This is a genomic window from Pseudomonas sp. Fl4BN1, from assembly GCF_009908285.1.
In the GTDB taxonomy this organism is placed as follows: domain Bacteria; phylum Pseudomonadota; class Gammaproteobacteria; order Pseudomonadales; family Pseudomonadaceae; genus Aquipseudomonas.
Map to the genome: position 1 here is coordinate 176,699 of NZ_JAAARM010000013.1, position 20,202 is coordinate 196,900.

General features: G+C 61.9%; 23 protein-coding genes. All 23 read left to right on the forward strand.

Annotation, left to right across the window (positions count from 1 at the left end):
* Positions 1-256 precede the first annotated feature (256 nt).
* Positions 257-1,027, forward strand: coding sequence for a hypothetical protein (locus tag GV818_RS16855; protein ID WP_161777034.1), 771 nt, complete (start codon positions 257-259; stop codon positions 1,025-1,027).
* Entirely contained in the window at positions 1,024-1,473 is a 450-nt protein-coding gene (locus tag GV818_RS16860) for a phage tail assembly chaperone (protein WP_372242098.1), read from the forward strand. The genes GV818_RS16855 and GV818_RS16860 overlap by 4 nt, the downstream gene beginning before the upstream one ends.
* A gap of 101 nt (positions 1,474-1,574) precedes the next feature.
* Positions 1,575-2,741: a phage tail sheath subtilisin-like domain-containing protein gene (locus tag GV818_RS16865; RefSeq protein WP_161777035.1), complete on the forward strand. Its 1,167-nt coding sequence runs from the start codon at positions 1,575-1,577 to the stop codon at positions 2,739-2,741.
* Positions 2,742-2,753: 12 nt separating this feature from the next.
* A complete protein-coding gene (locus tag GV818_RS16870; protein ID WP_015634355.1) occupies positions 2,754-3,263 on the forward strand; it encodes a phage major tail tube protein in 510 nt (169 codons plus the stop codon).
* 12 nt (positions 3,264-3,275) lie between these two features.
* Positions 3,276-3,581, forward strand: coding sequence for a phage tail assembly protein (locus GV818_RS16875; RefSeq protein ID WP_161757924.1), 306 nt, complete (start codon positions 3,276-3,278; stop codon positions 3,579-3,581).
* A 141-nt stretch (positions 3,582-3,722) separates the two neighbouring features.
* Positions 3,723-6,296 (forward strand): phage tail tape measure protein, encoded by a 2,574-nt coding sequence (locus GV818_RS16880; protein ID WP_161777036.1) that lies wholly within the window; start codon positions 3,723-3,725, stop codon positions 6,294-6,296.
* Between the two features lie 9 nt (positions 6,297-6,305).
* Entirely contained in the window at positions 6,306-7,151 is an 846-nt protein-coding gene (locus GV818_RS16885; protein WP_161757922.1) for a phage tail protein, read from the forward strand.
* Positions 7,126-7,332, forward strand: a complete 207-nt coding sequence (locus tag GV818_RS16890) for a tail protein X (protein WP_161757921.1) — start codon at positions 7,126-7,128, stop codon at positions 7,330-7,332. The genes GV818_RS16885 and GV818_RS16890 overlap by 26 nt, the downstream gene beginning before the upstream one ends.
* 61 nt (positions 7,333-7,393) lie before the next feature.
* Complete coding sequence (locus GV818_RS16895) at positions 7,394-8,437, forward strand: phage late control D family protein (protein WP_161777037.1); 1,044 nt, start codon at positions 7,394-7,396, stop codon at positions 8,435-8,437.
* 107 nt (positions 8,438-8,544) lie between these two features.
* A complete protein-coding gene (locus GV818_RS16900) occupies positions 8,545-9,696 on the forward strand; it encodes a glycosyl hydrolase family 18 protein (protein ID WP_161777038.1) in 1,152 nt (383 codons plus the stop codon).
* Between the two features lie 297 nt (positions 9,697-9,993).
* The gene (locus tag GV818_RS16905; protein ID WP_161757918.1) at positions 9,994-10,575 is read left to right on the forward strand and encodes a phage tail terminator protein; all 582 of its coding nucleotides are present in this window, start codon (positions 9,994-9,996) and stop codon (positions 10,573-10,575) included.
* Positions 10,572-10,754, forward strand: a complete 183-nt coding sequence (locus tag GV818_RS16910; protein WP_047302105.1) for a DUF2635 domain-containing protein — start codon at positions 10,572-10,574, stop codon at positions 10,752-10,754. Before GV818_RS16905 ends, GV818_RS16910 begins: the two co-directional genes overlap by 4 nt.
* Complete coding sequence (locus GV818_RS16915; RefSeq protein ID WP_161777039.1) at positions 10,754-12,250, forward strand: phage tail sheath subtilisin-like domain-containing protein; 1,497 nt, start codon at positions 10,754-10,756, stop codon at positions 12,248-12,250. The genes GV818_RS16910 and GV818_RS16915 overlap by 1 nt, the downstream gene beginning before the upstream one ends.
* Positions 12,251-12,316: 66 nt before the next feature.
* A complete protein-coding gene (locus GV818_RS16920; protein WP_161757915.1) occupies positions 12,317-12,664 on the forward strand; it encodes a phage tail tube protein in 348 nt (115 codons plus the stop codon).
* Positions 12,661-12,957 carry a phage tail assembly protein gene (locus GV818_RS16925; RefSeq protein WP_161757914.1) on the forward strand — a complete coding sequence of 99 codons (297 nt, stop codon included), beginning with the start codon at positions 12,661-12,663 and terminating at the stop codon, positions 12,955-12,957. The genes GV818_RS16920 and GV818_RS16925 overlap by 4 nt, the downstream gene beginning before the upstream one ends.
* A gap of 130 nt (positions 12,958-13,087) precedes the next feature.
* Complete coding sequence (locus GV818_RS16930) at positions 13,088-14,689, forward strand: phage tail tape measure protein (protein ID WP_161757913.1); 1,602 nt, start codon at positions 13,088-13,090, stop codon at positions 14,687-14,689.
* Positions 14,682-15,926, forward strand: coding sequence for a DNA circularization protein (locus tag GV818_RS16935; protein WP_161757912.1), 1,245 nt, complete (start codon positions 14,682-14,684; stop codon positions 15,924-15,926). Before GV818_RS16930 ends, GV818_RS16935 begins: the two co-directional genes overlap by 8 nt.
* A gap of 3 nt (positions 15,927-15,929) precedes the next feature.
* On the forward strand, positions 15,930-16,970 hold the full coding sequence (locus tag GV818_RS16940) for a phage baseplate assembly protein (protein ID WP_161777040.1): 1,041 nt from the start codon (positions 15,930-15,932) through the stop codon (positions 16,968-16,970).
* Positions 16,971-17,078: 108 nt separating this feature from the next.
* On the forward strand, positions 17,079-17,630 hold the full coding sequence (locus tag GV818_RS16945) for a phage baseplate assembly protein V (protein ID WP_161777041.1): 552 nt from the start codon (positions 17,079-17,081) through the stop codon (positions 17,628-17,630).
* A 2-nt stretch (positions 17,631-17,632) separates the two neighbouring features.
* Positions 17,633-18,031 (forward strand): phage GP46 family protein, encoded by a 399-nt coding sequence (locus GV818_RS16950; protein WP_053149330.1) that lies wholly within the window; start codon positions 17,633-17,635, stop codon positions 18,029-18,031.
* Positions 18,021-19,061, forward strand: coding sequence for a baseplate J/gp47 family protein (locus GV818_RS16955; RefSeq protein WP_161777042.1), 1,041 nt, complete (start codon positions 18,021-18,023; stop codon positions 19,059-19,061). Before GV818_RS16950 ends, GV818_RS16955 begins: the two co-directional genes overlap by 11 nt.
* Positions 19,049-19,648, forward strand: a complete 600-nt coding sequence (locus GV818_RS16960) for a YmfQ family protein (protein WP_161757908.1) — start codon at positions 19,049-19,051, stop codon at positions 19,646-19,648. Before GV818_RS16955 ends, GV818_RS16960 begins: the two co-directional genes overlap by 13 nt.
* A gap of 15 nt (positions 19,649-19,663) precedes the next feature.
* On the forward strand, positions 19,664-20,202 hold a 539-nt coding region (locus GV818_RS16965; RefSeq protein WP_372242099.1), incomplete at its 3' end, for a phage tail protein.

A 20,202-nucleotide genomic window follows, 5' to 3' on the forward strand; every position in this document is an offset into this window, starting at 1 on the left:
AGATAGACGAGGGCACTGACAACACGACGTTTATTACTCCGCTCAAACTGTCCTGGCGAGTTGCAACAGAGACAGTGGGAGGCACGGCAAAAATAGCGACTCAGCTTCAGGTACGAACTGGGGCCGATGATTCTACGATTGTCACACCTAAGAAGCTGCAGACTGCATTTTCAGGCCGTTTTATCCATTCTGCTCTTGCTCCTAAACCAACTGACGGCTCGGTTGGTACGCTTTGGCTACAGTACGAGGAGCCCTAATGAACTTCCACGTAAAACTGGATGGCGGTTACCGGCCTGGTGTCATGCCTTATGTAAAGCTTGCAGAGGGCTGGCGAGAGGGGGCGGAGTTGTTCATCAAAACCGAAAGTGGGTGGCGCACGGTCTGGCGGCGAACTTTTGTGTTTATCAACACAGTAGAGCGAGCCGGTGCGAGCATTTTTGACCTCATGGGCAAACCGACCAAGGCGCGAAATTACCTCTTTATCAACCGTGCAATGATCTACGGCAGTGGTGCGGGGTATTCATTGAGAACGGGTGTTTTTCCACCAGGTTCCACGCTGAAAATCGTCAATGAACACCACATCCGTGGTGCTGGCGGTGCGGGAGCCTATCCTCCCCGCCCCTTGCCTGGCGCCACAGCCTTTGTACTTGACTACCCAGCAACGCTGGATAACCGCAACGGTTACATTTTCGGTGGCGGCGGCGGTGGTGGGGATGCCTACTGGCCCAACGTACTGCATACCGGTGGCGGTGGCGGTGCAGGGCGTCCTGGCGGCGTAGGTGGTGGCATGTATCAAGTTTCGACTTACGGATATGGCTATCCAACAGCGGGCAGTCTGGATGCCGGTGGCGCTGGTGGCTGGTATACGGCTGGATGGAATGGTGGTGCAGGTGGTGCGCCGGGTAGCCCTGGCGCTGCGTCGACCAATCCGGCGGGGGCCGGCGGCTATTCGATTGAAAAAAATGGCAACAACTTGATCTTTGAAGGGGGCAATAGCCCCGATCGAGTAAAGGGGAATATCTTGTGAGCGGATTTAAAGTTCTCTCGGTGTCGGCCAGCGCCGGCACCATGCTTGTCGACTGGGGCAATGTGACGCTGAACCACTATATCCCCCAAGAAATCTTAACTACTCCCGACATCGATGCATTGGCCTTGGCGAATGTGATCGAGGGCATGCGTCCGGCTCCTGCGGTCGCCCTGGAACTGCCACCAGCACTTCAGGCAATAGTCGAACCCTTCAACCTGAATGATGAACGAGCCTGGCGCCTGGCCGAGCTGGCGGCGGTGATCTGGTTGCGCGATCGTCACCGTGATCAGCTTGAAATTAAGGCACCCACCAACCTCTCGGATCAGCAATTCAACGAGCTGCTTGTATACCTGCAAGCCCTGCGCGACTGGCCACAATCCCCGGACTTCCCACAAACCGAACACCGCCCAGTGGCACCATCCTGGATCATCGAGCAAACCCCATAAACGCCCCGCACCGCCGGGGCGTTTTCTTTCCCGCTTCCCATTAACCAAACATCCCTTACAGCCCCCTTCACCCGGGGCTTTTTCATGTCTGGAGTTTATCCATGAGTGGTTTTTTCCACGGCGTTACCGTCACCAACGTCGACACCGGCGCACGCACCATCTCGCTGCCGACGTCCTCGATCATCGGCCTGGTGGACACCTTCACCGAGGCTCCGGCCTTCAGCGCCAAGGCCAATGACCTGCTGCTGATCACCAACGAGCGCGAGGCGATTGCCGCCTGGGGCCCGGATGCGGCCATCACCAAGGCTTGCCAGGCCATCTACCAGCGAGCCAAGGCGGTGATCGTTGCCTGTGGCGTGGCCAAGGTGGCGGACACGGCAGAGCAGACCTCGGCGATCATCGGCGGCGTGCTGGCCAACGGTAAGCGCACCGGCCTGCAAGCGCTGCTGGACGGCAAGAGCCGTTTCAACGCCCAGCCGCGTTTGCTGGTGACCCCCAAGCACAGTTCGACCCTGGCGGTCGGCACTGCCCTGGTGGCCCTGGCCGACAAGCTGCGCGGCCTGGCGATCCTCGACGGCCCCAACACCACCGACGAAGCGGCCATGGCCTACGCCAAGAACTTCGGCGCCAAGCGCGCCTACATGGTCGATCCGGGTATTCAGCACTGGGACAACGGCGCCAGCGCCACCGTCGATGCGCCGGCCTCGGCTTGGGTCGCCGGTCTGTTCGCCTGGACCGACAACGAGTACGGCTTCTGGGCCTCGCCGTCGAACAAGGAGTTTGTCGGCATCACCGGCACCACGCGGCCGATCGAGTTCCTCGACGGCGATGAAACCTGCCGCGCCAACCTGCTGAACAACGCCAATATCACCACCGTCATTCGTGACGCCGGCTTCCGCCTGTGGGGCAACCGCACGTTGGCCAGCGATCCGAAGTGGGCCTTCGTCACCCGGGTGCGGACCATGGACATCGTCATGGACGCGATCCTCTACGGCCACAAATGGGCCGTCGACCGCTCGATCACCGCGACTTACGTCAAGGATGTCACCGAGGGCCTGCAAGCGTTCATGCGTGATCTGAAGAACCAGGGCGCGATCATCAACTTCGAGGTCTACGCCGACACCGAGCTGAACACCGCCAGCCAGCTGGAGCAGGGCAAGGTGTACTGGAACATCCGCTTCACCGACGTACCACCGGCCGAAAACCCGAACTTCCGGGTCGAGGTCACCAATCAATGGTTGACCGAAGTCCTCGAACAAACCGCTTAAGGAGCAGCAGCAATGGCAATGATTCCCGAAACCCTGGCGAACATGAACCTGTTCGTCGATGGCATCAGCTTTCAAGGCGATGTGCCGAGCCTGACCCTGCCCAAGTTGACCCTCAAGACCGAGGAACATCGTGTCGGCGGTATGGATGTGCCGGTGGAACTGGACATGGGCATGGAGAAACAAGAGGCCGGCTTCACCACCACCGGTGTGCGCCGCGAGTCGCTGAAGATGTTCGGCCTGGCCGACGGCAGCGGTTTCAATGGTGTGTTCCGTGGCGCCTTCAAGGGCCTCAAGGGCAAGGTCACTCCAGTGATCGTGACCCTGCGTGGCCTGCTCAAGGAGGTCGACATGGGCGACTGGAAATCCGGCGACAAGGCCGAGGTCAAGCACAACGTGGCGCTGACCTACTACAAGCTGGAAGTCGACGGTCGCCTGATCTATGAGATCGACGCCCTGGGCATGAAGCGTGTGATCAACGGCGTCGACCAGCTCGCCGCTCAACGTTCGGCCCTCGGCCTGTAAGGAACCCCCCGCATGTCTCAAGCAATCAACACGATCCCGACCTGGATGACCCTGAGTGCGGAAAACGTCGTGATCAGCCTCAGCAAGCCGGTGGAGATGAATGGCGTGGTCTGCGACAAGGTCACCTTGCGCGCCCCCACCGTGCGCGATGTGCGTGCGGCCAATGCCGGGGCTGTTGGCGATGATGAGCAGCGCGAGCTGATGCTGTTTGCCAGCCTGGCGCAAATCAGCGCCAAGGACCTGGAGGGCATGGCGCTCAAGGACTACCAACGCCTGCAGGCTGGCTATTTTCGCCTGGTGCAAGACGACGAGCTTTGATCCTGCGGTGATGAAAATGGCGGCGAAGCGGCTCGCCAGCGAGCTGCATTTCGCCGCCGAGGAAATCATGACCATGAGGTTTTCCGACATGGTCTGGTGGCTCACGGATTGAGCCCGTCACCCAAAGAGCAGGAGAAACAGATGGCGAGCAAGCAGGTATCGGAGCTGGTGGTGATAGGTACTGCCCTCAGTTCGACGTGGGACGCCGCCTTCAAGACGGTGGAAGGCCGGATCAAGCAGCTGGAGGAGCAGGGCAGCAAGGCCAGGGTGCTGGAAAAGACCATTGGCCAGACCCTGCGCCTGCAGGATGAATGGAAAAAGGCCCATGACACCGGCGCTGCTTCCGCCGCCGGGCTGTTGCGCCGATTGGAAGAGAGTCGGGACGGGCTGCGCCAGCAGGGTGTGCAGGTGCATAAACTGCGTCAGGAATATCAGGCGCTGGGTAATGTGGCCCGGGGCTCGGCTCTGCAGGCCCGAGGGCTGCAGCAGATCGGCCAGGGCAAGGCTGATTTCAAGGAAGCTTATGGCCTGGCCAAGGCCGGTATCGGCAAGCTGGCCGTTCCGGTCAAGGTCAGTGCCGACTATCAGGCGTTGATCCGCGACATCGCGATCAAGGCCGGTGTGGCCAACCAGCCTCAGGAAGCGCAACTGAGTCGTACCGTCATTCAGACTTCACGTGACACGGGAATGGCCCGCAACGAGGTGGCCGCGCTGGTGGGCCAGATGACTGCCAACGGCATGTCGCTGGACAAGGCGCAAGGTTACGCCTCGTTGGCAGCCAGGTTCGCGGTGGGCCAGGGCGCGGGTGTTGAAGACACGGCGAACCTGATGCGGGCCCTTGAGCTGAAGGCCGGGATCAGCGATCCCAAGGTCATGGAGAAGGCTCTGGAGGCCATTGCGCTGCAGGGGCAGGCGGGCAATTTCGAGGCCGCCGACATGGCGCGCCTGCTCCCGGCACTGCTCAAGAGCGCGGGCGGGGAGGGGCTCACCGGTCTGGATGCGGTGAGCCAGCTGGGGGCGATGCTGCAAGTACAGATGAACACCGCTGGCAGTGCAGATGAGGCCGCCGGCCAACTACAGAACTGGATAGGGAAAATCGGTTCCAGTGAGGCAGTCAAAGCCTACGAGGATGCAGGCATTGATTATCAGGCTTCGCTGAACACCGGTATCCAGAAGGGCATGTCGAGCCTGGAGGCGAGCTTTGCCCTGGCCATGCGTTATGTCAGGGCCATCGACCCGGCCAAGGCGGCGAAGATGGCCGAGGCCCAGGCGCAGATCAGCAAGGAAACCGACCCGGCGAAGGCCAAGGCCATGCTTGAGGCTCTGGAAGAGTCCCTGCGCACCGGTGACCTGTTCACCGATATGCAGATCAAGGCGGCCTTGCTCGCTCACACCCAGGGCCGGCAGCAGTACGAGCAAGTGAAGAAGGATTCGTTGAGTGCTTCGGGGGTTATCGACAAGAACCTGGCCGAGCGTCGGCAAGCCTCCGCGCAGTTGTGGAAGGAAACCGAGCAGGCAGTCGACGGTGGCATGCTTGCCGTGGGGGAGGCCTTGCGCCCGGCCACGGATCTGGTGGCCCAAAGCATCACGGTGGTGGTCGGCAAGCTGACCGAGCTGGCGGAGAAGGCCCCGTCATTGGTGCTGGGGGTGACCGCCCTGGGCGCCGCTTATGTGGCGGTGAAAAAACTGATGGCCGTCTACACCATGGGCAAGGGCCTGCTGAATGTCTTGCGAGGTGGGTTGAAGATCGACCCCAAGTTTGTACAGCGGGTATTTGTCACCAACGCACTGGGAATGGGAGCGGGCGATTACGACATCAACGGCGGTAGGAACAAGAAGCGCAACACGGGTCGCAATCGCCCCGGTGGCGCGAAGGCCAAGCCCGGCATGTTCAGTAGGATTTTCCAGACACTGAAAAGTGCATTAAGCCCGGCTCGTATAAGCCGTGTTGCCAATGGCGCGCTGAGCATGGGGCGGACAGCGCTGAACTGGGTCGTGTCACGGATCAGGAACATAAAGCTACCCAAGATCGGTGGGCCCTTACTGTCGGTGCTAGATGCCGGTATTCAGGTGGCAGATACCTACCAGAATGCCAAGACCCGCGACGAGAAGGCTGAAGGCTATGGTGGCGCGGCAGGAGGGTTAGCGGGCGCTTGGGTCGGGGCCAAAATGGGTGCTGCTGCCGGGGCGGCTATTGGCTCTGTCGTACCTGGGCTTGGAACCGCCTTTGGGGGCGCTGTAGGTACCGTCATCGGTGGCGCTCTTGGTTACTGGGGCGGCGGCGCTCTGGGTTCTTATGCTGGCAAGGCAATGTTCGGCTCCGACGAGTCGCTCAAGCAGCTGCCCGCAGCCGGTCCGCTGATGATGCGCAACGCCGGGCAGAACCTCCCGCCGGTCATGGGCGACATCGCCAAGTCCTTCCAGAAAGGCCAGACACCCCCGCTGATGGGGCAGGCTGTGCGTTCGATGGCCAGTCCATCGTCGTCCACCGCAGCGCCGGCCACGATCACCGCGCCGGAGTCGTTCAAATCCCAGGTACCACCGATGATCGAGCAGCAGTTCAGCTTCGCGCCCAACCTGTCGATCTCGGTCCAGGGCGATGTGCGCGACCCTGCGCAACTGGCTCGGGAACTGGAACCGCATCTGCGCTGGCAGTTCGATGAGTTCAGCCGCCAGGCTGCCGCTCGCCAGCTGTTCGACGCGGCACACGTTTAAGGAGAGGGCATGGCCTACATGGAACAGCTGCAATCGGGGCTTGGCTCCCTGGTGGCAGCAGCTGAGGCGGGGCGGCGCAGCGCCGATGAAATGCTGGGGCCCATGAACGGCGCCATCAGCGACATCAGCGGCGCCGCCCTGGAGCTGGAAAACCTGCCCTTTGTCGGGCCGGCGCTGGGCGCCAAGCTGCAACGCACGATGCGCAGCATCAGCTCCGCGCAGTCGGTGGTCGGTGAGGTGGCGGCCAAGTACAGCCAGGCCGTGACGGTGGCCGGGCAGGTCCAGCAGCGTCTTGGCGCGCTGCAGGAACAGGTCGCCAAGGCCGGCGCGGCGATCAATCGGATTGGTGGGCAAATCAGCCCATCCCTGGGCAACATTTTCCCCAGCGCGGCACTTGCCGACCAGGACACTCCGGCGGCCGAGGCGGTGAAGCCATTCCCGCACCTGCTGATCCTGCAGCCCCTGGGTGCCGGCGCGCAGCCTTACTACTTCAACCTCGATACTGCGGCCTTTGATGAGTTGCGCCGCCAGAGCGGGTTTCGCTGGGCGGGCCAGGAGCGTTTGACCCGCGGCGTTGCCCAGCAGGCAGTGGGCCTGGGTGAAGAAAGGATCTCGCTCAAGGGGGCGGTCTTTCCAGGATTCAAGGGCGGGCTGGGCCAGTTGCAGACGTTGCGCAGTATTGGCCGTCGCTTGCTGCCCCTGAGCCTGACCACGGGCTATGGCGAGGTGCTGGGTACTTGGTGTCTCACCAGTATCGATGAGGACCAGAGCCACCTGCTGGCGGGCGGCATTCCACGCAAACAAGGCTTTTCACTGGAGTTTGTGAGCTATGGCAACGACCTGCAGAACCTCTGACGGTGATCTGCTCGACACCCTGTGTCATCAGTATTACGGGCACCTCAATGGCAGTGTCGAGGCGGTGCTGGACGCCAACCAGGGCCTGGCCGATGAGCCACAGCCGTTTCGCGCGGGGGTACTGATCCTGCTACCGGACCTGCCGATTCGTACAGAGGCGATGGTTCAGCTATGGGACTGACTTTGCCTCCAATCAACAGGCCCCGGCGCGTACAGGGGCTTCATTTTCTGGAGCACAGGTCATGACCCCAGTCTTTCGAATCCTTGCCGATGGTCGGGATATCACGGCGCAGATCAACGACCGGCTGCTGACACTGCGCACCTCGGACAAGCCCGGGATGGAATCGGACGAGTTTGAACTGCGTATCGATGACCGTGACTCGGCAGTAGCGCTGCCCAGTCGTGGCGCCAGCATTGAAATCTTCCTCGGCTACGCTGGCCAGCCGCTGACCCGGCTGGGACGCTACACGGTCGATGAAGTGGTGGTGAACGGGCCGCCGGACTCCATCGAGATCCGCGGCAAGGCCAGCGATATGCGCGGCAGCGGCAAGACTACCCGCAGTGGCAGTTGGGAAAACGTGGCGCTGGCGCAGATTGTCCGCGACCTGGCGGCACGCAACGGTTGGGCGCCCATCTGCCCAGTCGCCACCAAGGTGCCGCGGATCGATCAGCTCAATGAGTCCGACTTCAACTTCATCACCCGTCTGGCCCGGCAGTACGACTGCACCGCCAAGGTGGCCGAAGGCAAGTTGCTGGTCCTGCCCCGTCAGGCCGGGTTGAGTGCCAGTGGCAAGGCCCTGGGCGTCGTCACTCTCAGCCGCCGCGACGTCAGCCGTTATCAGTTTCGCCTGAGTGACACCAGCACCCACAAGGCGGTGCAGACCAAACATCAGGACAAGAAGAGCGGCAAGCTCAGGGTCATCGACCTGAGCAACAGCAACTCCCCGGACAGCGTACCGGCGGTGCACACCGAACGGCACCTGTACCCGAACAAGTCCGCCGCCGAGCAGGCGGCCAGTGCCCGTTTGGCCGCCTTCAACCGCAGCAACGCCAGCGTCCGCCTGGAGATGCCGGGGCGCACCGACCTGTTCGCCGAGCGCCTGATCAATGCCCAGGGCTTCAAGGCCGGCCTGGATGGCGAATACCTGGTGGACTCGGTGGAGCAGATGTTCAACCCGTCCGGGTGGAGCACCACGGTCGAGTGCAACGGCGGCAAGCAAGGCAAAGCCAAGGCCAAGGCCAAGAAAAATACTGCAAAAAAACCGCTCAGAGTGGTGCCGCTTTAACTCATCAACGGCGTCCGCCGGCCACCTTCGCAAGATGCTCAATCGGATCGATCTTGATCCCTGACTCTGTTCCTTCCCAGCCATGCGGCAAGCCCGCAGGAGTATTCATGAACCCAGGTATCAGCATGCCGGCCTCGATGACAGGCATCCGGCATTTTTTCCATGCTTTGATCGCTAGCTGCACCCTGTTGCTGGCAACCGCAGTCCATGCCAGGCCCTTTGTCCTGGCCTACACCGATGGCCAGGTCGAAGCGTCCTACGGCAATCTGCAAGCCTTCTACCGCAACCTTTCCGCCGTCGGTCTGGGCAGCACTTACGGTTTGACGGTTACCGGCAAGTTGCACCAGGACGGGATGAACGAAACTACCGAAAACATCATTCGCTTTGCCAAGTCCAAGTCCTTGCCGCTGTATCCGACCGTCTCCGACTACAACGAAGGCATTGGTGATTTCGACCCGGCCATTTCCCACTCCATTGTCAACGACAAGAGCTTGAGTGCCGACAGCATCAAGCAACTGGTGACGCTGGCCAAGGAGGGCGGTTTTGCCGGTATCAACCTGGACTTCGAAAAGGTCGAACCGAGGAATGCCAAGGCGTTTTCCGCCTATGTCAAAGCCCTGGGCAACGCCCTGCATGCCAGCAACAAGAAGCTGATCATCAGCATCCCGCCCAAATCCAGCGACCGCGAGCCCGAGTACCTGCAAGGCTACGACTACAAGGCCCTGGGCGCGGCGGTGGATTACTTCCAGGTCATGACCTACGACCAGGTCGGGCCGGGCTGGAGCAGCGGTGGTTTCCACAATGAAGTCTGGCCCGGCCCGGAGTCGGGTGCCGACTGGCAGCGGGCCCTGCTCAGCTATGCGGTTTCCCGAGTCCCGGCGAGCAAGGTCCTGGCCGGGCTGCCGGCTTACGGTCAGGACTACAGCATTGGCAACCGGGTGCACTGGTCGGCTTACCAGGAAGTGATTGCCGAACACCGCGCCGTCACTCATCTGGACGCCGTTTCCGCCACTCCGTACGCCACCTGGGGGCCGGTCAAAAACTTCGCCGATGGCGTGGAGTGGACACAGGAGCGCGCGCAACCGGTGCTCTGGTATGACGACGCCGCGAGCATCAAGACCAAGACCGCACTGGTGGCCAAGCTGGGCCTGGGCGGCACCAGCGTCTGGGCGGTGGGCTATGAAAATGCCGAGTTCTGGACGGCGCTGCAGTCCGGGCTCAAGGCCGGTAGTGAACTCTTGCCTGCGGGGCATGAGTGAGCCAGGCAGATGGCCCAGGCCTGAGCGCCGAAGGCGATTTTCCGAGGCATTTTGAAAGCCCCACGCCATAAATCTGCGGCAGCGATTCCAGGCCACTTTTCTGAAACCCGTCTCGACGGGTTTTTTCATGCCCCGGAGAAACCTATGACCACCGCTTCCCGCGGGGGCAGCGCTGGAGCCTGGTCGCCCTGAATGGGCACTGGACGGCGCCCAGGTTTTCGTTCCTCAACGTCAGCACGAAGAGGGTGGCAGAAGCCTTGCCAATACCTTGGTGAATTCAGTTCCAGGAGTCTTGTGATGAAACTCACGACTGTTCTTGATCAGCTACAAGCTCAGTGCCCCAGCTTTACGGGGCGCATCGTTGTTGGCACTTATCCCGATTCTGCTTCAGGCGCTAGTGCATCAATGCCGATTGCCTATCTGGCGCCAATCAACGACCTGGCCACCGCCAGCGTCGGGCAAAACATCATTCGCCAGACCATCCGCGATCGTTTTGAAGTCGCCCTGGCACTTGGCGCCACTGACCCTACAAAAGCGCTGAATCCGTTGCACGACCTGCGCGCCGAAGTCTGGCGCGCCTTGGTCGGTTTCAAGCCCGGCGCCGAGTACAACCTAATCGAATACGACGGCGGCGAGCTGGTGTCCCTCGACGCCACACGCTTGCTCTACCGCCTGCGCTTCTTCGCCGAGTTCCAGTTGGGACGCAACTTGCCCAGCCAGCCGGCGGAAACCTGGCATGAACGTGAACTCGACGGCTTGCCGTCCTTTACCGGGGTCACGGTGCGGGTCGATGCCATCGATCCGGCGGACCCCAATCTGCAACGCCCAGGGCCCGACGGGCGCCTGGAGCTGACTTTTTCAGGAGAGCTGAAGCAATGAGCAAACGCATCACTGTGCTGCCGGTCGCCGGCCGTGCCGTACCAGACCCAGAGGCCGGCGATCTGCTGCCCGCCTCCGGCCGTGAAGTGCCGGACAACGCCTGGTGGCGCCGGCGTCTGGCCGATGGCGATATCACTAGCAAGGCCGTGAAAGCGGCGAAATCTCAAGGAGCCAAATAATGGCGATCGGTTTCAGCAATATCCCGGCGGACATCCGTGTTCCGCTGTTCTACGCCGAGATGGACAACTCGGCGGCCAATAGCGCGTCCTCGGCCATGCGCCGTCTGATCGTCGCTCAAGTCAATGACAAGCAGACCGGTGACGACCTCGGCAAGCTGGTGCTGGTGTCCAGCGTGGCCCTGGCCAAGAGCATTGGTGGCCAAGGTTCGATGCTCGCTTCGATGTACGAAACCTGGCGCAAGACCGACCCGGCGGGCGAAATCTGGTGCCTGCCGTTGCACAGCACCGAAGGCAGCGTGGCCAAGGCCGAGGTGAAAATCACCGGCAGCGCCAGCGAAAGTGGCCTGCTCAACCTGTATGTCGGCGGTGTGCGGGTGCAGGCGTCCATCGTCAGCGGCGCGACTGCCGCCCAGGCCGCCAGCGCCCTGGCCTTGAAGGTCAACGCGGCGGTGGATCTGCCAGTGACCGCCACCGCGGCCGAGGGCACTGTGACCCTGAACGCCAAATGGACCGGCGACAGTGGCAACGACATCAGCCTGCAGCTCAATCGCCTGGGCAAGAGCTATGGCGAGCAGACTCCGGCCGGCCTGACCCTGGTGGTCGGCAAGCTGGCCGGTGGCACTGGTGTGCCGGATCAGGTTGCGGCGCTGGCGGCCCTGGGCGACGAGCCTTTCGAGTTCATCTGCATGCCCTGGACCGACACTGCCAGCCTCAATGCCTGGCAAGCAGTGATGGATGACAGCACCGGTCGCTGGTCCTGGGCCAAGCAACTGTTCGGTCACGTCTACAGCGCCAAGCGTGGCACCGTCGGCACCCTGGTGGCGGCCGGTCAGGCACGCAACGATCAGCACATCACGATCCAGGCCCTGGAAACCGGCGTGCCGCAACCGGTCTGGGTCCAGGCCGCAGCCCTGGCTGCACGGACGTCGGTGTTCATCTCCGCCGACGCCAGCCGTCCGACCCAGAGCGGTAGCCTGCCAGGCGTTGATCCCGCTCCAGCCAGCGAGCGTTTCACGCTGACCGAACGTCAGTCGCTGCTGAACTACGGCATCGCCACCGCCTACTACGAAGGCGGCTACCTGCGCATTCAACGGGCGATCACCACCTACCAGAAAAACGCCTACGGCCAGGCCGACAACTCCTACCTGGACAGCGAAACCATGCACCAGTCGGCGTTTATCGTGCGTCGCCTGCAAAGCGTGATCACCAGCAAGTACGGGCGCCATAAGCTGGCCGCCGATGGCACTCGCTTCGGCGCCGGCCAACCGATCGTCACCCCGAGCACCATTCGCGGTGAGCTGATCGCCCAGTACGCCAAGCTGGAGCTGGAAGGCCATGTGGAGAACGCTGAGCTGTTCGCCGAGCACCTGATCGTCGAGCGCGACGTGCAGGACCCGAGCCGGGTCAACGTGCTGTTCCCGCCGGACTATATCAACGGCCTGCGGGTGTTCGCGCTGCTCAACCAATTCCGCCTGCAGTACGACGCCGCGGCCTGAGCCGAACCAGCATCACTGCGCTTTTTCAGCCCGCCTTGAGCGGGCTTATTTTTTGGGAGAAACATCATGGGTCAACTGATTGCGGGCACCTGCTACGTCAAAGTGGACGGCGCTCAACTGACCATCAGCGGTGGCTGCGAAGCGCCGTTGATGGCCGTCAAACGAGAAACCGTGGTGCCGGGTTTCTACAAGGAAACCGACCTGACGCCGTCGTTTAAAGTGACGGCGCTGCACACCCCGGACTTTCCGCTCAAGCAGCTGATCGCCGGTTCCGACATGACCGTCACCTGCGAGTTCGCCAACGGCAAGGTCTACGTGCTGGCTGGCGCCTACCTGGTGGACGAGCCGGTGGCCAAGGGCGACGACGCCTCCATCGAGCTGAACTTCGAAGGGCAGAAGGGGACCTGGCAATGAGTAACCTGGTCAAGCTGCAGGTGCCCATCGAGGCCCACGGCGAGCCGCTGGCTGAACTCGCTCTGCGCCGCCCGACGGTGCAGGAAGTACGGGCGATCAAGGCGCTGCCGTACAAGATCGACAAGAGCGAAGAGGTCAGCCTCGACATGGATGTCGCGGCCAAGTACATCGCGGTCTGCGCCGGCATTCCACCGTCCTCGGTGAACCAGCTGGATCTGGCAGACCTCAACGCCCTGAGCTGGGCGGTGGCGAGTTTTTTCATGAGTGCGGCATCGCAGCCATCGCCGACCTGATCGCTGTCGCCTATGACCTGGCCTGGTTCTGGAAGGTCGACCCCGAACAGATGATGGCCAGGCCACTGGATGTGCTCCGGGAATCCCTGGAGCACGCGCAACGGATCAATGCGATGCAGCAGGTGCAGTGATGGCGAAGAAACAAAAAAAAGCCAACGTGAGTAAAAACCGGCAAGCCAGCAATCCGGTGGCGGAGGTCGCGACGGGGGTTGCTGTTGAGGCCAAGGCGCTGGACGGCGAATTGACAGGGGTGCGTCTGCAAGTCAGCAAATTCAGGGAGCAGATGGAGAGCAATGGTCTCGGCAACCTGAATTTTTCCTCCTTGGTGGCGGGTGCAGGGTTGCTCACTCCTTTCGTCAGTGGTGTTCAGGCGGCAATCAATGTCGAGAACGAGTTGGCGGTGATACACGCTCAGACCATGGGAGCGCTGGATGCTGAGGGTGCTGTGGGCAACACGGCGAAGAACCTCAAGCTGTTCGATGAGTCGGTCGAGAAAATCTCACAGAACCTGGGAGAGGTCTTGTTACCGACGGTCAACAATGTGGTGACGAAGTTGCAGCCAATGCTCACCTTCATTGGTGAGTTTGTGGCTAACAATCCAGGATTGGTGGAAGGACTGGCCGCAGCGGCAGTGGCGTTTACGGTGGTGACCGCTGCTGCTCTGGGCGCGGCCACAGTCTTCGGTGTACTGGCTTCGCCCTTAGGGATCGCCGCAGCAGTGATTGCGGTGGTCGCAGGGTTGATCGTGGCCAACTGGGACAGGATCAAGAGCGTGCTGAACTGGAGTCCACGCGAGGCCTTGGCCAAGGGGTGGGCTGCTATCGGAAGCTTTTTCTCTGAGTTGTGGAGCTCAATTAGCAATTATGCAGAGGTACAGTGGCTGCGCTTCAGGTCGATATTCGACTGGTCGCCGAAACCTCTGCTCAGTAGTTTGTGGGCAGGTGTGACGGACTTCTTCGCGAATCTCTGGCTGGCGATTATAGGGGCAGCTGCAAAGACTTGGGGTGGCATAAAACGGCTATTCAGTTGGAGCCCATTGACGTTGCTGATCAACAATTGGGATGCCGTCACGGGTTATTTCAGCGGTTGTTGGGAACGTATGAAAAGTGGCGCCCTGAGTTGGTTCCAGGATTTGAAAGCGGTGTTCGCCTGGAATCCTCTGGAGATGCTCAGTTCTGTCTGGAGTCCTCTAGAAAACTATCTTTCCGGTCTTGGGGGCTCACTTAGAAAATTGGCCTCAGAGATTTTGGCGCAGTTCAAATCTCTATTTGATTGGTCGCCTCTGGACATGGTGAGCGAGCTTTGGGATGGCCTTCCCGATTGGTTTGCCAAATGGGGGGAGCGGCTCCGCATTGTCATTGCCCCCATCAAGGAATTGCTCGGCAGCATCGGCAAGGTGATCACGTCGGCTTCCGAGGGTGTTCAGGGCTTCTTTGGCCTGGACTCATCCGCTTCTGAAGAAGCCCCCCGGCTTTCTGGCTTTTTCGGCCAAGGGAGGGATCAGTTCGGCGGTGTTTCACTGCTGTCCGGGAACTTGAGTCAGAGCTCTAGCTCCCTACTGCAACAAACCGCTGCCAACAACCGAACCCAGCTTGAAGGTGGCCTCACTGTGAGCTTTGCCAACGCTCCTGTGGGCTTGCGGGTGGATCAGGCCAAGACTAATCAGCCAGGCCTCAATGTGGACTCGACCATCGGCTATCGCTCACTTTCTCTAGGAGGTTCCTATGCCTGATTCCTGGCGTGATCGTTTGTTGCCGGCGTCTTTTCGTGGTGTTGCTTTCTGGGTCGACCAGGCGAAAACCCCGGTGGGCCAGAAAGGCCAGTTGCACGAGTACCCCCAGCGCGACCAGCCGTTTTTCGAAGGACTTGGCCAACAGGCAAAGATCCACGATCTGACGGCCTTCATCGTCGGCGCCGACTGCCTGGAGCAGCGTGACAAGCTGCTCAAGGCCCTGGAGGAGGGCCGTGGTGAGCTGGTTCACCCCTGGCTTGGGCGGATGCAGGTCAAGGTCGGTGAATGCGAGATGACCCAGAGCCGCCAGGATGGCGGCCTGGTGACCTTCAGCCTGAAGTTCTACCCGGACCAGCCGGTGCGCTTTCCAGCGGCGGTGGTCAACACTCAACAGCAGGTGCTGGTGGCCAGCGATACGTTGCTGGGCGCAGCAGTGCTGCGTTTTGAGTTCGCGACCAACCTGATCAAGCAGGCTCGCCTTGGCGTGGCGTCTTTGCGCCAGGGCCTGACGGAGGTGTATCAGGTCATCGAGCACGAGTTCAAACCGCTGATCGAGTTTTATGGCGACCTCAACACCCTGGTCAAGGCGGTCAAGGAAATACCCAAGGAGCTGAGCGCGGAGTTCAAGGGGTTGCTGGAGGATGTGCGCGGGCTTGAGGATTTTGCCCGCAGCGGCTATCGGCAGATGCTCGCCGATATTTCCCAACAAGTGGAGGCGGCCAGGCGCATCGATGCGCCGAAGCTGACCACCGGCAAGGACACCACGGCGGCGGCCGAGGCGGTGGCCAACCTGGTGCAGGATGCCTTGCTGGTGCAGATCGGCCGCTTGGTATCGGCCTTGCCGGTCGCCACGCCGGTGGTGAAGCTTACGAGCACGCCGCCCTTGACGCAGCAGGCCAGTCAGCCGGTGCAACGCCTGGAAGTGCCGGTGGCCGACGATGTGCTGGCCCTGCGTGATCAGCTCAACGAGCTGATCTGGCAAGCCTCGCTCAAGGCCGATGCGGTGCATTACCAGGCGCTCAACACCCTGCGCCAGCAAGTGCAGGGGCACCTGAATGCCGTGGCCTCGTCGGGAGTGCGCTTGATCAGCCTCAGCCCTAAAAGCAGCATGCCGGCGCTGGTCCTGGCTTATCAGCGGTTTGCCGATGCCACGCGGGTGGGTGAAGTGGTGCAGCGCAATCGAGTGGCCCACCCGGGCTTCTTGCCGCCGGCCGACCTGCAAATCGCTCGGGAGTGACCCATGGACGAACTGGCAAACATTGTCACCCTGACGGTGGACGGGCTGGATTACAGCGGCTGGAAAAGCGTCGAGATCAGCGCGGACCTGGAGCGTCAGTTCCGCACCTTCAACCTCAACATCACCTGGCAATGGCCAGGGCAGGATCAGCAAGTGCGGATCCGCCCCGGTGCGCGCTGCCAGGTGCGTATCGGTTGCGACCTGGTGCTCACCGGGCATGTCTACAAGGCGCCGATCAGTTACGACGGCAAGCAGATCAGCCTGAGTATCCAGGGCAGCTCGCTGACCCAGGATCTGGTGGATTGTGCGGCAATCAACCGGCCGAGCCAGTGGCGCCAGCAGGATGTGCTGAGCATCGTTCGAGCCCTGGCCGGTTCCTATGGGGTCGGGGTACGCAGTGAGATTGCCCCCACCAGCAAGCTGCACACCCACAGCATCGTGCCGGGGGAGACGGTGTTCGCCTCCATCGACCGTTTGCTGACCCTGTACCGGGTGTTCTCCACCGATGACGCCGACGGGTATCTGCTGTTGGCGGCGCCGGGCAGCGGCGGGCGGGCCAGCGACACACTGGAGCTGGGCAAGAACATCCTCTCGGCCAATGCCACGATGGATTTTTCCGCGGTGTTTTCCGAATACCGGGTGATTGGCCAGCACAAGGGCAGCAATCAGAGCAGCGGTGTCGCGGTCAGCGAAATTTCTGGCCAAGCCAACGATGCCAGGGTTTCGCGCAAGCGGGTGACGGTGATCAACGAAGCCGCGCAACTGAGTGCCGAACTGGCTCAGCAGCGGGCCGACTGGGAGTGCGGCACCCGCACCGGCAAGGCCCTGACCACCACCTACCAGGTGCAGGGCTGGCGCCAGAGCAATGGCGACTTGTGGAAGCACAACACCCTGGTGCGGGTGATCGATCCGGTGCTGGATTTCGACCGCTACATGCTGATCTCCAAGGTCACCTGGTCGCTGTCCGAGCAGGGCTCGATCACCACCTTGCAGGTGGCACCGCCGGACACCTTCGACGCTAACCCGACACCACCGAAAACCTGAAACCCGCGCCCACCCGTAGGAGCCGGCTTGCCGGCGAAGGCGTCCTGCCTGCAACCGCGCAAATCCGGTTCGCCGGCAAGCCGGCTCCTACACCCCAAGGAAACCAGCATGAGCCTACTGACACGCCTGTTGGCGCGAGGCACCGTGGTGCTCGCCAACTCGGCCAACAAACTGCAATCGCTGCAAATGCGCCTCACCGCCGGCGAGGTCAATGACGATATGGAGCACTTCGAGCCCTATGGTTTCACCAGCAACCCCCTGGCTGGCGCCGAGGGCATCGCGACCTTTCTCGGTGGTGACCGCTCCCACGCCGTGGTGCTGGTGGTGGCTGACCGGCGCTATCGCCTGCAAGCCCTGGCCGCCGGCGAGGTAGCGATCTACACCGACGAGGGCGACAAGATCCACTTCAAGCGCGGCAGGATCATCGACATCGACACCGCGACCATGAATATCCGCGCCAGCAGCAGCGTCAATATCGACACGGCGGCCCTGAATGTCCGCGCCAGTAGCGGCGTCAGTATCGACACACCGACCCTGACCCAGAGCGGCAAGATTGTCTCCCAAGGAGATCAGATCGCCGCTGGCATCAGTCAGATCAATCACGTCCACAGCGGCGTGCAACCCGGCCCGGGGCAGACCGGCGTACCTGTGGGAGGTTAAGCATGTTCGCCACCTATGACCTGAAGAACGCCCTGACCCGGGCTGTGGAAATCAGCCTGTTCACCTGGCGCCGTGCCGCCGATGACGATGCCCTCGACGATGACCAGCGCTATGGCTGGTGGGGCGACAGCTTCCCCAGCGTGGCCGACGACCGCATCGGTTCGCGGTTGTGGCTGCTGCGCCGGGTCAAGCTGAGCCGACAGACTCAGCTCGACGCCGAATTCTATGCCCGCGAGGCCCTGCAATGGCTGATCGACGATGGCCACTGCAACGCCGTCGAGATCCTTAGTGAGCGCCTCGACGCCCAGCGCCTGAACCTGCGCACGGTACTGATCCTGGCCGACGGTGAGCGCCTGGACATCAACCCCATTCACAGTTGGCAGGTGACCTATGCCGTTTGAAACGCCTTCGCTGCCGGTGCTGATCAAGCGCACCCAAAGCGACCTGGCCAGCGATTCGCTGCGCCAGTCCGATGCCCAAGTGCTGGCCCGAACCCTGAGCGGCGCCGCCTTTGGCCTGTATGGCTACCTGGATTGGATCGCCGAGCAGATCCTCCCGGACAAGGCCGATGAGTCGACTCTGGAGCGTATCGCCGCCTTGCGCCTGAACCAGCCACGCAAGACCGCCCAGGCGGCCAGTGGCAGCGTCAGCTTCAACGCGGCAGCCGGTGCGGTGCTGGACCTCGATACCCTGCTGCAGAGCAACGATGGTCGCAGCTACAAAGTGACTGCCGCCCGTACCACCCACGCCGGGCTCAACAGCACCACGATCCAGGCGGTCGACGGCGGCGCCCTGGGCAATGCCGACGCCGGCTTGAGCCTGATTGCGGTGCAGCCAGTGCAAGGCATCAGCAATCCCTTCACCGTTCTGTCCCCGGGCCTGAGCGGTGGCGTGGCCGAAGAAAGCCTTGAGTCCCTGCGGGCCCGGGTGATCCGTTCATACCGGATCATTCCCCACGGCGGCTCGGCGGACGACTACGAAACCTGGGCCCTGGAATGCCCGGGGATCACCCGTGCCTGGTGTCGACGCAATTACCTGGGGCCGGGCACTGTGGGCCTGTTCGTCATGCGTGACGACGACCCGCAGCCGATCCCCAATGCTGAGCAACTGGCGCAGGTTCTGGCCCATATCGAAGCCCTGCGTCCGGTGACTGCCGAGGTGTATGTGCTGGCGCCGGTGATGCGGCCGGTGGCTTACAAACTTCGCCTGACTCCCGACACCAGCGCGGTACGTGCCGCGGTCGAGGACCAGTTGCGGGACCTGCACAGCCGCGAGGCCGGCCTTGGGGAAAGCTTGCTACTGAGCCACATCAGCGAGGCCATCAGCAGCGCCACCGGCGAGCACGATCACCGCTTGCTGGCGCCGCTGGCCGATGTACCGGCGAGCAACAACCAGTTGCTGGTGTTTGGAGGTTGCGAATGGCAGCAATAAGAAGCGCCGCCCAATACCAGGACCAGCTGCGCAGCCTGCTGCCCAGCGGCCCGGCCTGGGACCCGGAGCGGGTGCCAGAGCTTGAACGCGTGTTGCAGGGCGTATCCCAGGAACTGGCACGCATCGACGCCCGGGCCGTGGACCTGCAAAACGAAATGGACCCGGCCAACGTCAGCGAGCTGGTGACGGATTGGGAAAAGGTCATGGACCTGCCCGATCCCTGCCTGGGCCTGACTCCGTTATTCGAAGACCGGCGCCTGGCCGTGCGCCGACGCCTGTTGGCGGTGGGCAGCCAGCGCGCCGCCTACTTCGTCGAAATCGCCCGCAGCCAGGGTTATCCCAATGCCAGCGTCAGCGAACTGAGCACCCCGCGCATGGGGCGTTCACGCTTTGGCCACGCGCACTTTGGCACCTGGCGGGCGAACTTCATGTGGACCCTCAACACCGGCGGCCGCCTGCAACTGGGCCGGCGCTTCGGCGCGAGCTATTGGGGCGAACGTTTTGGCATGAACCCGGGGAGCGCTCTGGAATGCCTTATCCATCGCAGTACACCAGCGCATACCCAGGTGTATATCAACTATGACTAGAGAGGATTAGACAACGTGGATTATCCGAAGAGTGTTGCCAGCGTAGGGCTGGTGAACGGAAAGTTTGTCGATGAGAACCCGGTGACTGGGCAAGTCGGCTCGCTGATTTCCTCGGAATGGGGAAACGCGGTTACCGACGAAATGCTCAATGTGATTCGTGCAGGTGGCAAGGCGCCGGCCGAGGCCGAGCATGATCAGTTGCTGGCGGCGATCAAGGTGATCGTCCGTGATTCTATTCCGCCGGAAAAAATTCGCAGCACCTTGGCCGAGTATGGGATCACCGATGCCTATACCAAGTCGGTGACCTACACCAAGGCGGAGATCGAAGCGCTGCTGAAGAACATGTCGGCCTTGCCGGTGGGGGCCATGGTGCCGTTTCCCAAGGGCACGGTGCCGACGGGGTTCCTGGAGGTGGATGGCAGTGTGCAGAGCGCTGCGACCTATCCGGACCTGGCGGCTTATTTGGGGACGACCTTCAACACCGGGGGCGAGGGCGTGGGGAATTTCCGTCTGCCTGAGTCGCGGGGGGAGTTTCTGCGGGGTTGGGATCATGG

What these genes read in the sequence shown, in the direction of transcription:
- GV818_RS16920 (WP_161757915.1), top strand. Translation starts at nt 12,317, where the DNA reads ATGGGTCAACTGATTGCGGGCACCTGCTACGTCAAAGTGGACGGCGCT.
- GV818_RS16935 (WP_161757912.1), top strand. Translation starts at nt 14,682, where the DNA reads ATGCCTGATTCCTGGCGTGATCGTTTGTTGCCGGCGTCTTTTCGTGGT.
- GV818_RS16895 (WP_161777037.1), top strand. Translation starts at nt 7,394, where the DNA reads ATGACCCCAGTCTTTCGAATCCTTGCCGATGGTCGGGATATCACGGCG.
- GV818_RS16925 (WP_161757914.1), top strand. Translation starts at nt 12,661, where the DNA reads ATGAGTAACCTGGTCAAGCTGCAGGTGCCCATCGAGGCCCACGGCGAG.
- GV818_RS16960 (WP_161757908.1), top strand. Translation starts at nt 19,049, where the DNA reads ATGGCAGCAATAAGAAGCGCCGCCCAATACCAGGACCAGCTGCGCAGC.
- GV818_RS16890 (WP_161757921.1), top strand. Translation starts at nt 7,126, where the DNA reads ATGGCAACGACCTGCAGAACCTCTGACGGTGATCTGCTCGACACCCTG.
- GV818_RS16900 (WP_161777038.1), top strand. Translation starts at nt 8,545, where the DNA reads ATGAACCCAGGTATCAGCATGCCGGCCTCGATGACAGGCATCCGGCAT.
- GV818_RS16910 (WP_047302105.1), top strand. Translation starts at nt 10,572, where the DNA reads ATGAGCAAACGCATCACTGTGCTGCCGGTCGCCGGCCGTGCCGTACCA.
- GV818_RS16865 (WP_161777035.1), top strand. Translation starts at nt 1,575, where the DNA reads ATGAGTGGTTTTTTCCACGGCGTTACCGTCACCAACGTCGACACCGGC.
- GV818_RS16870 (WP_015634355.1), top strand. Translation starts at nt 2,754, where the DNA reads ATGGCAATGATTCCCGAAACCCTGGCGAACATGAACCTGTTCGTCGAT.
- GV818_RS16950 (WP_053149330.1), top strand. Translation starts at nt 17,633, where the DNA reads ATGTTCGCCACCTATGACCTGAAGAACGCCCTGACCCGGGCTGTGGAA.
- GV818_RS16940 (WP_161777040.1), top strand. Translation starts at nt 15,930, where the DNA reads ATGGACGAACTGGCAAACATTGTCACCCTGACGGTGGACGGGCTGGAT.
- GV818_RS16915 (WP_161777039.1), top strand. Translation starts at nt 10,754, where the DNA reads ATGGCGATCGGTTTCAGCAATATCCCGGCGGACATCCGTGTTCCGCTG.
- GV818_RS16885 (WP_161757922.1), top strand. Translation starts at nt 6,306, where the DNA reads ATGGCCTACATGGAACAGCTGCAATCGGGGCTTGGCTCCCTGGTGGCA.
- GV818_RS16930 (WP_161757913.1), top strand. Translation starts at nt 13,088, where the DNA reads ATGGCGAAGAAACAAAAAAAAGCCAACGTGAGTAAAAACCGGCAAGCC.
- GV818_RS16955 (WP_161777042.1), top strand. Translation starts at nt 18,021, where the DNA reads ATGCCGTTTGAAACGCCTTCGCTGCCGGTGCTGATCAAGCGCACCCAA.
- GV818_RS16880 (WP_161777036.1), top strand. Translation starts at nt 3,723, where the DNA reads ATGGCGAGCAAGCAGGTATCGGAGCTGGTGGTGATAGGTACTGCCCTC.
- GV818_RS16905 (WP_161757918.1), top strand. Translation starts at nt 9,994, where the DNA reads ATGAAACTCACGACTGTTCTTGATCAGCTACAAGCTCAGTGCCCCAGC.
- GV818_RS16875 (WP_161757924.1), top strand. Translation starts at nt 3,276, where the DNA reads ATGTCTCAAGCAATCAACACGATCCCGACCTGGATGACCCTGAGTGCG.
- GV818_RS16945 (WP_161777041.1), top strand. Translation starts at nt 17,079, where the DNA reads ATGAGCCTACTGACACGCCTGTTGGCGCGAGGCACCGTGGTGCTCGCC.
- GV818_RS16855 (WP_161777034.1), top strand. Translation starts at nt 257, where the DNA reads ATGAACTTCCACGTAAAACTGGATGGCGGTTACCGGCCTGGTGTCATG.